Genomic DNA, 12,763 nt, shown 5'->3' with positions numbered 1-12,763 from the left:
GGTAATTCATGATTCATCTGTGTACTGATTTGCATCAAACATCAGCTTTCTAAAACAGGGAGATGTTCACTACTTATTCCATTCAAAGCATTTTAAATTCTAATAAATCTTTTTTACCATATAGAATTTCACTTGTCAAACGATTCATCACCATCTGACATAATCATACAAAAGTACTGTTTTTATATGATATAATTGAGAGGATTGTATAGGGGGATGATACATAAATGGATAAATTCAAAACTTGGTACAGCAAATTTATGCCTTACAAACATAGAACAGTTAAAGGGTTTAATATTACATACGGTGTCGTCTGGAACCTGATGCTGATCTTTTTTGTCATCGGTTTAATTGCCGCATCATTTGGCGGCGGAATCGGCGCAGGTTATTTTGCATCGCTTGTTAAAGATGAACCTCTCCGCACTTATAGTTCCATGAAAAAAGATATTTATAATTACGAAGAAACCTCGCAGATCTATTTTTCTGATTCTGTGTATTTAGGGAAGCTCCGCGCGGATATTGAACGGCAGGAAGTAAAGATTGATGATATTTCAAAGCATGTAAAAAATGCTGTCATCGCTACAGAGGACGAGTTTTTCTACGAACATGACGGGGTTGTCCCTAAAGCAATTATGCGCGCCCTTTTTCAAGAAGTAACAAATTCCTCCAACCGTTCTGGGGGAAGCACGCTCACTCAGCAGCTCATAAAAAATCAAATTCTTACAGATGAAGTTTCTTTTGACCGCAAAGCCAAAGAAATCCTGCTTGCTCTCAGACTTGAGCGCTTTTTTGAAAAAGAGGAAATTTTGGAGGCATATCTGAATGTAGCTGACTTAGGCAGAAACGCTTCCGGCAGAAATATAGCTGGTGTACAGGCCGCTGCGCAAGGGATTTTTGGTGTGGATGCGAAGGATTTATCCCTTCCACAATCCGCTTTTATAGCAGGACTTCCTCAGAGTCCATTCGGCTATACCCCATTTACAAACAGAGGTGAAATAAAGGAAAACCTCGATGCTGGCACATCCAGAATGAAGACGGTACTGAGACGTATGTATGCAAAAGGCTTCATCACGCAAGAAGAATACGATGAAGCAAGCAAATTTGATTTAAGGAAAAGCCTGGCAAAGGCCAAGCCTTCTTCCATTGAACAATATCCTTGGCTGACTTATGAAATCGAAGAGCGCGCTACAGATATTATTTTAACGCAGCTTGCTGAAAAAGACGGCCATAAAATGGATGAACTGAAAAAAAACAAAGAATTATACGCAGAATACAAAGCACTTGCTGACCGTAACTTAAGGCAAAACGGTTATAAAATCCATACAACTATTCAAAAAGATATTTATGACAAAATGAAAACCATCGCTGAATCGTATGAATACTACGGCAGCGATAAACCTGAAGTGAAAATAGACAAAGATACCGGGAAGAAAATACAAGTTCAGGAGCCCGTTGAGGTTGGCGCTGTTTTAATTGAGAATAAAACAGGAAAGATCATCAGTTTCGTCGGGGGAAGAAATCATAAAAGAGAACAGGTTAATCACGCGACAGATACGCCGAGATCGAATGGATCAACGATGAAGCCGCTGCTTGCATATGCTCCCGCAATGGAAACCGGCGCCATCCAGCCTGGATCGGTTCTTGCAGATGTACCGATGCAAATCGGCGAATGGAACCCCAAGAATTTCGACGGCCGCTTCCACGGATTTACAAGCGCCCGCTATGCACTTGAAAAGTCATATAATATACCTGCCATCAAGTCATATTTAAAAGTGATGGATCAGAATCCTCTCAACTATTTAAAGAAAATGGGAGTCACAACTATCTCTAAAGCCGACGGCGGTCCAGCTACTTCAATCGGGGGGCTGACCAATGGCATTACCGTTGAAGAAAACGTAAACGCCTATGCAACCTTTGCAAATGGCGGAAAGTTTATCGATGCTTATCTCATTGATAAAATTGAGACAAAATCAGGTGAAGTCATTTATCAGCACAAATCAAAAGCAGTAGATGTATTTACACCTCAGACATCCTATTTAACAATCGACATGATGCGCGATGTTATCAAACAAGGAACGGGATCATCAGCAAAGAACTACCTGTCATTCAGCGCGGACTGGGCAGGAAAAACAGGAACCAGCCAAGATTATAAGGATATTTGGTTTGTAGGCACAAATCCGAATGTTTCATTTGGAACGTGGATCGGATACGATACTCCTAAATCTGTTCAAAAAGATTATAAGGGCATGTCCTACAGCCGCCGAAACATCCTTTTATGGTCAAAGCTGATGAATGCAGCTCATGATGTGAATCCGGGGCTCATCGCCCCTAAAGAAACGTTTAAAATGCCTGGCGGAATCGTTCAGAAATCATATTGCGCACTATCCGGGGATCTGCCTTCTGCGATGTGCCAGCAGGCCGGACTTGTTGCAACAGACCTCTTTAATGCGAAGTTCGTACCAACAAAAACAGATGACAGCTTAACATCAGGAAAATATGTATTTGTAAAAGACAGAGCATACAAGGTACCGCCTTCTGCTCCTTCTGAATTCGTTCAGCAAGGTGTGATGCTGAAAAAGGAAATTTTACAGAAGCATAATTTAAGCAGCTTCAGCGATTTAAAAGAATTGCTTCCAAACAAAACAAACTGGGGCAATATCGTTGTAACAGATGGAAATGAAATTCGGGACAACGGATCAGCTCCATCACAAGTATCCGGAGTAAGAATCGGCGGCGGCCGCCTGAACTGGAACACAAGCGGTGATTCCGATGTTGTAGGCTACCGCGTTTATGCAGCTGGAAACTTCTCTAAGAACTTCAAAAAAGTAGCGAGCATCCCTGCTTCAAAAAGTCTTTCTGCATCAATAGGAGGTTCACCTGCTGCCTACTATGTAGTGGCAGTTGATGTAGCGGGAAAAGAATCACCTGCATCTGCTACTGTAACGAGCGGATCCTATCAAGCTCAAAAGCCGAAAGCATTGCCTGCTGATTCTAAACCTAAAGATCCGAAACCGGCTGAACCAAAGCCAGCGGATCCTAAGCCTAAAGATCCAAAACCAGCCGATCCAAAACCTCCGGAGAAGCCAGCGGATAATCAGGAGCAAACTCCTCCAAAAGAAGAAAAACCAAATGGCTGACCGGCAGAAGCATCCTGAACCAGATTTAGAATGAAAGTGAACAATACTAAAAAAGCTTGCAGAATATCTGCAAGCTTTTTTCATCTGATTCTATTAATCTTCCATTGTCGACAAATCGCCAGTCGGCAAATCGAGCTCCCACGCTTTTAAGACGCGGCGCATAATTTTTCCGCTTCGTGTTTTTGGCAGTTTATCGCGGAATTCAATTTCACGCGGTGCTGCATGAGCAGCAAGCCCCTTTTTAACAAAATTGCGGATTTCCTCTTTAAGTTCATCTGTCGCTTCGTACCCGTCCCGAAGCGCAACGAACGCTTTAATAATTTCACCGCGGACCGGATCCGGCTTTCCGATTACTCCAGCTTCAGCAATCGCAGGATGCTCGACAAGCTTGCTTTCAACCTCAAATGGACCGACGCGCTCGCCTGATGTCATGATGACATCATCAATTCTGCCCTGGAACCAGAAATAGCCGTCTTCATCCTTGTAGGCCGAGTCTCCGGAAACATACCAGTCTCCTGGCATAAAATAAGACTCGTACTTTTCTTTGTTGTTCCAGATGGTATGCATCATGGAAGGCCAGCCTTTTTTAATCGCCAGATTTCCCATGCGGTATGGCGGAACTTCATTGCCCTGGTCATCAACAATTGCAGCCTGGACGCCCGGAATTGGTTTACCCATTGATCCTGGCTTGATTTCCATGGACGGATAGTTGCAGATTACCTGTGCACCCGTTTCTGTCATCCACCATGTATCATGAATACGGTTGTCAAAGACTTTAACGCCCCATCTGACAACTTCAGGATTTAACGGTTCTCCAACGCTTAAAATGTGTCTCAATGAACTAAGGTCATACTGTTTCACAAGCTCGTCTCCAGCACCCATAAGCATCCTGAAAGCAGTTGGTGCACTGTACCAAACCGTTACTCCATAATTTTGAATTGTTTCATACCACTGTTCAGGCTTAAATCTGCCCCCTACAATGACGTTTGACGCTCCGTGCAGCCAAGGTCCAAAGATCCCGTAAACGGTCCCTGTAACCCATCCTGGATCGGCTGTGCACCAATATACATCGTCTTCTTTTAAATCAAGAACCCAGCTGCCGGTCTGATAATGCTGAATCATCGCCTGATGAACATGCAGAACCCCTTTCGGCTTGCCGGTTGAACCGGATGTATAATGGAGCAGCAGGCCATCTGTTTTTTCTACCCATTCTATTTCAAGCTTATTGCTTGCTGTCTTCATTCTTGTCAAGAAATCTATGTATGGGCCATCTTCATGAACATTCTCTCCTACAAGCACAACATGCTTCAAAGCCGGAAGATCATTAAACGGAACTCTTTCAAGAAGCTCTGGAGTTGTTACAATGACTTTAGCTTCGCTGTCCTGAAGGCGGTCGCTCACTGCTCCCTCCATAAACGCTTCAAATAAAGGACCGACAATGGCTCCGAGCTTTATCGCACCAAGGACCGTAAAATACAATTCCGGAGTTCTTGGCATAAAGACGAAAACACGGTCGCCTTTTTCTACATCTGCACATTGACGAAGAATGTTTCCTGCTTTATTTGAGAAGTCTTTCATCTCTTTAAACGTAAACTTTTCTTCTCTTTCAGGGTCACGGTAATACAAGGCAACCTTGTTTTTCCGAAAAGATTCTGCATGTTTGTCAATTGCTTCGTATGCAGCATTAATTCTTCCTGTTTCAGACCACGATAAATGCTTTTCTGCTTCTGCCCAATCAAAATTTTCATAGGCTTTTGCATAATCTTCAAGATTGTGGTTCCCCTTTGCTGCTGGCAGCGCTTCCAACTTCATCCTTAACTCCCCCTTATTCAGTATATACATTCTCTATTATAGAACAGATTCTATCTTTTCTCAATTTTTAAAAAAATCACAGTTTTTTAATGTAACCGCTTCATTTTCCTGATTTTCTAGTATAATAGATTTATGTCCAGCATCAATAGAAGGCGGTGAATGAATGGAACATCCTAAAACCTATAACGCAAAAGAGATTAAAACTCCTTATGGGCCGCTCATTATCGAAGGCCCAATAAAAGCCGAGAAACTGGCAGGTCTTGAATTTCATCATGATCTGGTAGCTTTCAGGCAGCCTGAGCAGCAGCACAAAGCTTTGATTGAAATAGCTGCTCTTCCCGAAGGACGAATTATTATAGCAAGAAATCGCCATACCATTGTCGGGTATGTTACATATTTATATCCAGATCCACTGGAGAGATGGTCTGAAGGCAAGATGGAAAACCTGATTGAACTTGGCGCCATCGAAGTTATTCCTGAATACCGCGGCTATTCTGTCGGAAAAACCCTCCTGAGGGTCTCCATGATGGATGATGCAATGGAAGACTATATTACCATCACCACAGAATATTATTGGCACTGGGATTTAAAAGGCACAGGACTTAATGTGTGGGAATACCGGAAAGTGATGGAGAAAATGATGAATGCCGGCGGTTTGGAGTGGTATGCAACAGATGAACCCGAAATCAGCTCCCACCCCGCAAATTGCCTGATGGCGAAAATCGGAAATAGAGTGAATCAGGATTCAATTCAGCAGTTTGATCAGCTCAGATTTAAAAACCGGTTTATGTACTGATCTTCTTTCGTTCACGTTTTAAAACAAAGGGGTTTTATGTATGATAGTTGAACAAATCATGAAAAAAGATATTGTGACACTGACACCTGATGCAACCATTGCAGAAGCAATTAAAAAAATGGCTGAACACCGAATCCGCCATATCCTGATAGTAGCTGAAAATGATCTGCTTTCGGGGATAGTGTCCGACCGTGACATTAAAGATGCAAGTCCTTCGATCTTTCAGCTTAGTGAAAATAAAGAAACGTTGAATAAACCATTAAAATCAATCATGAAAACAGATGCTATTACTGGTCATCCTCTTGATTTTGTCGAGGAGATTTCTTCTATTTTTTATGAGCATAAAATTGGCTGTCTGCCTATTATTAAGCACGGGAAACTAGTGGGAGTTGTCACAGAAACAGATCTGCTCCATACCTTTGTTCAACTGACAGGAGCGAATCAGCCCGGTTCACAAATCGAGGTCAAGGTCCCGAATGTTGCCGGCATGCTGTCTGAGGTATCTGATGTTTTCAGAAAAAGCAAAGTAAACATTGCAAGTGTTCTTGTTTATCCTGACAAAGACGAGCGGTTCAAAGTTCTCGTATTCAGAGTGCAGACAATGAATCCTATGGCACTGATCGAGGAGCTTAATAAAGAAGGATATACTGTTTTATGGCCTAACATCCCGGGGATTTCATCATGAAAGAAAATATTTTCATCTATTCTCCTCTTTTTCAGCAATATAAATTCAGCCAGGATCACCCGTTCAATCAGCTGCGGGTGGAATTAACATATGACCTTCTGAAAAAGATGAACGCATTGTCAGATGATGAACTGGCTGCACCAAGAATGGCGACGGATGAAGAACTTGCTCTTGTTCACGATAAAAAGTACATAGACGCTGTCAAAAAAGCAGGATCTGGAGAATTGGATCCAAAAGAAGCGCTTAATTACGGCATCGGGACCGAGGATACACCTATTTTTAAAAACATGCACGAAGCAAGTGCACTGCTTGTTGGAGGCACTCTTACTGCAGTTGAACAAGTAATGGAAGGCAAAGCTAAACGGGCTCTTAATCTCGGAGGCGGTCTTCACCACGGCTTCCGCGGAAAAGCTTCAGGCTTTTGCATTTACAATGACAGCTCTGTCGCCATCAAGTTTATTCAGGAAAAATATCAGGCAAAAGTTTTGTACATTGACACAGATGCGCATCATGGTGATGGCGTGCAATGGACGTTTTATGATGATCCAAGCGTCTGCACGTTATCGATTCACGAAACCGGCCGCTATTTATTTCCTGGGACAGGCAATGTAACCGAACGGGGTGCCGGACAGGGATACGGCTACTCTTTTAACATTCCGCTTGATGCTTTTACAGAAGATGAATCATGGATCGAAGCCTACAGACAGTCCATTAGAGAGATTGCAGCGTTCTTCAAGCCTGATGTCATTATTACTCAAAATGGAGCAGATGCGCATTTCTATGATCCTCTGACCCATTTTGCAACGACAACAGCGATTTTTAAGGAAATTCCTAGAATCGCTCAGGAAATTGCAGATCAGTACTGCGGCGGGAAATGGATTGCAGTTGGAGGCGGAGGCTATGATATCTGGAGAGTCGTCCCGAGGGCCTGGGCGATGATCTGGCTGCAGATGAAACAGCAGACTGCAGCCGGACCGCTTCCTGAGGAATGGATCAAACGCTGGCAGCCGGAAGCACCTGTTGCCCTCCCCTCTGTATGGGAAGACGGCAAGGATCAATATAAAGCCATTCCCAGGAAACTTGAAATCGAAGAAAAAAACGCTCAAACTGTTGCGAAAGCTCTTTATCCTCTCAGGCAAAATCATGGAAAAAACAGAAAGACTCTATCATAAAGAAAAAGCATGGACCGAAAAAATCCATGCTTTTACTATTTGTGCAGGTTTTTTTAAATATAACAAAACGAGCATCGGCCAGCCAATGCTCGTTTTGTTATTATGCTTTAGTTGATTGTCTGATTTCAATGCGATGCGGAAGCTCAACAATATGATTTTCCACTTCTTCTTTGTTCATCAGCTTAGTCAGAAGACGCATAGCAACAGCACCGATATCGTAAGTCGGCTGAACAACTGTTGTTAATTGAGGACGAACCATCGTCGCTAATTTTGTATTATCAAACCCGATGATCTCAATATCATTCGGAATCACATAGCCACTATCCTGCGCTGCGTGAACGACTCCCAATGCCATTTCATCTGTGCCAGCAAAAATAGCAGTTGGTTTATCCGATAATTCGTTTATCTTTTCGAATGCTTCAAGACCTGAATCATAGGTGTAGTCACCTTCAGTAATTAAATCTTCATCAACGGCAATACCTGCTTCTGTAAGTGCACGGCGGTATCCGTTCATTTTCATTTCTTTATTGATTGGCTCTTCCATTGGCCCAGTCACATAGCCGATGCGTTTATGCCCTTTTTCAATCAGCATGGAAACAGCATCATACGTTGCCTGTTCATAATTAATGTTGACAGATGGAGTTACCTCATTTACATCAACTGAAGCTGCAAGCACAATCGGTACAGGAGAACGTTTAAATTCTTCTACATGCTCATCAGTAATATTTCCGCCCATGAAAACAATGCCATCTACTTGTTTGCCGAGCATTGTATTTAGCAAGTGCAATTCTTTATCACGGTTTTGATCAGAGTTGCTCAAAATGATGTTGTACTTGTACATTGTGGCAATGTCTTCAATACCGCGTGCAAGCTCAGCATAAAAAGTGCTTGAGATATCAGGTATTATAACGCCTACTGTTGTCGTTTTTTTACTTGCAAGTCCGCGAGCAACTGCATTCGGGCGATAGCCGAGACGATCAATTGCTTCTGATACTTTCTTCCGTGTTGTCGGTTTTACATTCGGATTGCCGTTTACAACCCGGGAAACAGTAGCCATTGAAACATTTGCTTCACGGGCTACATCATAAATTGTAATATTATTCATTTTATTACACTCCTTCTAATTCCATATCTATGTATAATTAGCATTTACAATTTTCAAAGTAAAATGTCACCAATTTTTTAATTTATCCCGCATTAACGGGCAGTAAATCCTCATCAAGATTGTTATGCATGTTTAGAAAATAAAAGATGGAGGATAACTGCCCGTAAAAGCCCGATTGGTTCAACTACCAATAAGCGGGGAAAAGGCCCCCCACTTATTGAAGTTTCACTTTATGTACATAATGATACGATACTATGAAAACGTAAGCAATCTATTTACAGGCTATTTACATATGTTTTCATAAGTTGTTTCATTTTTGTTCATAACTGAGCAATCAATACACAAACAGATTGACTGTATTTTATCTTAAAGAAGATTGATGAAAAGTGCAAGCTGTTTACACGCGGTCAAGAATCTCTCCAGACGATTTAACAAAAAACAGTCAATCCAGATCAAATATTCCGCTCTCCTTTATCTCCTGCTGATAAAAATTCACTTCGTTTTTTAAAAGACAATCTTCCAATTCTGATGTTGTCTGCAAATAAAAAAAAGCGAAACACGGTTTCGCTCTTTTCTACTTGCTGAAGATTAACACTATCAACTAAGGCATTGCACTATTTTTGAAAAATGGAGCTGCACTAGGACCCTATGAACATGATTCTTTATTTTTTTACCCCAAACCATTTTAACTATAATCGATCTGTTGAAATTAACCAGTCATCACTTTTTCCACTTTCAATACGATTATTGGTTAACACGTATGCCGTGTTACCTTTAAATGTGATGTTCCTTAGCCTGCCTAATCCGCTTAAAACGATTGACTCTTGTTTAGTCACCAGGTTAAATTTGCGGATTTGAGCTCCTCTTAGACCTGCTACATACAGACTTCCATTATGATATGCCAGCCCTGATGGAGCCCATGTACTGTCACCGGATTGAAATAATGGACTTTCCATCCCCGCTCTCTGCTGATCTCCATAAATCAATGGCCAGCCATAATTTTTCCCAGGCAGGATTTTATTTATTTCATCATGTCCGCGCCAGCCGTTTTCTCCAGAAGGTCCATGTTCAGAACTATACAATTGTCCATTATGATCCCAGGCTAAACCTTGCGGATTCCGATGTCCGTATGAATAAATATAAGATTCGGGAAATGGGTTATCTGCCGGGATCGTTCCATCAAGGTTCATCCGTAAAATCTTGCCTCCCAGACTGTTTAAATCCTGAGCGAGTGCCCGAACTCCAGCTTCTCCAGTCGTGACATAAAGTCTCTCATCAGGTCCGATAGCGATTCTACCCCCATTATGAGTTGACCCGCCGGGGATTCCTGCCAGAAGCTCTTTTTGTTCAATCCAGGCAGTACCGCTTAATTTCACTGAAATCACGCGATTATAGATCTTCCCTTGCAATTCATAAGTGTGATACAAATAAGCGGTTTGGTTTGTCACAAAATTGGGACCTAATACAAAACCTAATAAGCCGCCCTCACCAATAACTCTTATTGGTTTTGATAAAGCCAGTGATTGCCGTGTCACTGTTCCTCCCTTTATGGCAGCCAGTTTTCCCGGTCTTTCTGTCACATAAAAGGTATCGTTGTAAATCTCTAATGCCCATGGAATAGTCAACCCTCTCGCTACAATTTGATAGGGAGATTGACTTTGTTCAGAAACCGCAATTGGTATTGGTGTAATCCCTATTCCAATTGGACCTCCTTCAACCGGGATCGGACTTCCTGTTTTGATATTGGTTTTCGTATCGATCACTGAAACTGTATCGTCTAAACGATTCGTCACATAAGCAAATCTTCCATTTCTTGTTATCGCGATTGCACCAGGACCGGCACCAACCGTTATCGGGCTCCCCACTGCGGTGTTGGTCCTCGTATCGATTACTGAAACTGTATCGTCTAAACTGTTCGCCACATAGGCAAATCTTCCGCTCGGGGTGATTGCGATCGCACTAGGGCCAGCACCAACCGTTATCGGGTTCCCTACTGCTTTGTTGCTTCTCGTGTCGATCACTGAAATTGTATCGTCTAAACTGTTCGCCACATAGGCAAATCTTCCGCTCGGGGTGATTGCGATCGCACCAGGGCCAGCACCAACGGATATCGGACTCCCTATTATGATGTTGGTTCTCGTATCTATCACCGAAACTGTATCGTCTAAACTGTTCGTCACATAGGCTCTTCCATTCGGGGTGATTGCGATTGCACTAGGTCCATCCCCAACCCCTATAGGACTCCCCACTACGGTGTTTGTTTTCATTTGGATCACTGAAACCGTATCATCTAAACTATTTGTTACATAAGTAAACAATCCATTCGGCGTGATAGCTATTCCCTCGGGACCATTACCAACCTCTATAGACCTCACCGCCAGGGTGTTTGTTTTCGTGTCGATTACAGAAACTGTATCATCACTAAAATTTGCCACATAAACAAATTTTCCATTTCGTGTAATCGCAATCCCTTTAGGGTCAGAACCAACGGTTATGGGACTGCCCACAACTGTATTATTTTTCGTTTCAACCACAGAAACCGTATCATCAATCTCATTTGCTACATATGCTACATATGCATAGAACGCCATTCTCATTTCTCCTTTTATAAATTTCACAAGAAAGAAGATCATTTAATCATTTGATGCAATCTTCTAACTGCTTTATAACAAAAAATAGACATAATCTTTTCCATATACATAGACCATGCCTCACTGAATAAAAGAGGGTAAGTTTATAAGCTTATGCTTTATAGTATTGTGAAAAGGGAAAAAAGGATTGTGTGTTTTTAGGAGATAATTAGCGGAAAAATGAAAGAAAAAGAAGAAATGGACTCTATGCAGAAAGATAGTCTCGAATAATAGAATCAGTATCCGTATCAATTTTTCCTTCTATAAAGAGGGAAATAACTGCTATCGCTTATTGGCGAAAGGCTCTTTGCTGCAATTTGAGATAACTCTTTATAAATTTTTTCATTTAATATGTTTTTACCTAGAAAATAATTATAATTGTTGTTATTTGTAAATGATGTTTTAAATTTAAAAAGACTATCATTTTCTTGATATCCCCCTCCTAAATGCAGTAATTTTAATCCACATGACTTAGAGAACTCTATCATCGCGTCAAACAGCAAATTATTTGGCCTTAAAGATAAATATTCTGTTTTCGAAGCTCCTAAATGATAATGGGCATATTCATTGCCAATTAGTAATAATATTCCTCCTATTATCTGATTTTTATACTCTGCAAGTAAAAGATAGGATTTACAAAGCAGCATTTCTTCCATCTGACGGTAAAAATAGGATCTATCGAAATAGTAATAACTTAAGGTGTTATTTCGATTCATTGTTTCATAGTATAAATCAATAAAAATTTCTATATCTTTTTTAATATTGTTTGAAATAAAAACGGTAACTCCTTCCTTATTCGCTTTTTTGATATTCCTTTTATTGTTAGATGTGTAATTTTTTCTGATTTCTTCTAAAGAAAGAGTTAAGTCTACTGCTGTTGTTTTTCTAATATATTCCACATTCATGACATCCTTCATATATGCATCATTTTTTAGTAAAGGATGTAATCTAACGGTCTCAGTAATGATTTTGTTATCTGTGCAATATTCATTAAATTGGCGATAAAACATTTTAATTGCATTTTGATCCCCCTCTAATACGGGGCCCCCATAACCATAAGGAGTTACGATATCTAAATACTCTTCATTTAAATCAATTTTCCTCTTAATATACGGATAGAATATTTTTCCATCATCGTTTTCATAAAAAACGGCTTCTGCTGAACCGTTTTCAATAGTAGAAGATAAATTACTGTATTCCTGTGAATAATAAACATCTAACATAGAAAATTGTTCAATAAATTTGTTCCAATTATCATTTAAACTTAATTTTACCAGTTTTCCAGACAACAGTGTTTCACCACCTAAGGTAATTTTTCATTGGTTACTAAAAAAATAGAGTATTGATACAACAGTACTATTTTATGCACGTCCTGATAATATGTAAGCGGCATGTCCCCATTTCAAACACACATTTTCATCATCTT

At 40.8% G+C, this 12,763-nt stretch carries 8 protein-coding genes and 1 other annotated feature (1 of these 9 running past the window's edge); of the genes, 4 read left to right on the top strand and 4 right to left on the bottom strand.

The window, feature by feature from the left end; genetic code table 11:
* Window positions 1-95, bottom strand: a binding site (T-box leader); it reaches 134 nt to the left of the window's first position.
* Window positions 96-227: 132 nt separating this feature from the next.
* Window positions 228-3,137 carry a transglycosylase domain-containing protein gene (locus GJU41_RS15490; protein ID WP_070876504.1) on the top strand — a complete coding sequence of 970 codons (2,910 nt, stop codon included), beginning with the start codon at window positions 228-230 and terminating at the stop codon, window positions 3,135-3,137.
* A 93-nt stretch (window positions 3,138-3,230) separates the two neighbouring features.
* On the opposite strand, the gene acsA is transcribed toward GJU41_RS15490, so the two are convergent.
* Complete coding sequence (acsA, locus tag GJU41_RS15485) at window positions 3,231-4,949, bottom strand: acetate--CoA ligase (RefSeq protein ID WP_070876505.1); 1,719 nt, start codon at window positions 4,947-4,949, stop codon at window positions 3,231-3,233.
* Window positions 4,950-5,112: 163 nt separating this feature from the next.
* Between acsA and GJU41_RS15480 the strand changes: the two genes are divergently transcribed.
* Genes GJU41_RS15480 through GJU41_RS15470 form a run of 3 tightly spaced genes read left to right on the top strand, consistent with a single transcriptional unit; the run spans window position 5,113 to window position 7,602 of the window.
* Window positions 5,113-5,745, top strand: coding sequence for a GNAT family N-acetyltransferase (locus GJU41_RS15480; protein ID WP_070876506.1), 633 nt, complete (start codon window positions 5,113-5,115; stop codon window positions 5,743-5,745).
* A 40-nt stretch (window positions 5,746-5,785) separates the two neighbouring features.
* On the top strand, window positions 5,786-6,430 hold the full coding sequence (locus GJU41_RS15475; protein WP_070876507.1) for an acetoin utilization AcuB family protein: 645 nt from the start codon (window positions 5,786-5,788) through the stop codon (window positions 6,428-6,430).
* Window positions 6,424-7,602 carry an acetoin utilization protein AcuC gene (locus GJU41_RS15470; protein ID WP_070876508.1) on the top strand — a complete coding sequence of 393 codons (1,179 nt, stop codon included), beginning with the start codon at window positions 6,424-6,426 and terminating at the stop codon, window positions 7,600-7,602. Before GJU41_RS15475 ends, GJU41_RS15470 begins: the two co-directional genes overlap by 7 nt.
* Before the next feature lie 100 nt (window positions 7,603-7,702).
* Here GJU41_RS15470 and ccpA read toward each other — a convergent pair whose 3' ends face one another.
* The 3 genes from ccpA to GJU41_RS15455 all read right to left on the bottom strand — a co-directional run bounded on the left by ccpA (window position 7,703) and on the right by GJU41_RS15455 (window position 12,626).
* Window positions 7,703-8,707 (bottom strand): catabolite control protein A, encoded by a 1,005-nt coding sequence (ccpA, locus tag GJU41_RS15465; RefSeq protein WP_070876509.1) that lies wholly within the window; start codon window positions 8,705-8,707, stop codon window positions 7,703-7,705.
* 689 nt (window positions 8,708-9,396) lie between these two features.
* Window positions 9,397-11,298, bottom strand: coding sequence for a PQQ-dependent sugar dehydrogenase (locus GJU41_RS15460; RefSeq protein ID WP_212031456.1), 1,902 nt, complete (start codon window positions 11,296-11,298; stop codon window positions 9,397-9,399).
* Window positions 11,299-11,585: 287 nt separating this feature from the next.
* A complete protein-coding gene (locus tag GJU41_RS15455) occupies window positions 11,586-12,626 on the bottom strand; it encodes a GNAT family N-acetyltransferase (protein WP_070876510.1) in 1,041 nt (346 codons plus the stop codon).
* Window positions 12,627-12,763: the final 137 nt, after the last annotated feature.

Source organism: Metabacillus idriensis (assembly GCF_009674765.1).
Lineage (GTDB): Bacteria > Bacillota > Bacilli > Bacillales > Bacillaceae > Bacillus_P > Bacillus_P idriensis.
Note: the sequence above shows the minus strand (reverse complement) of the source record. Positions and strands in the feature narration are given on the sequence as shown.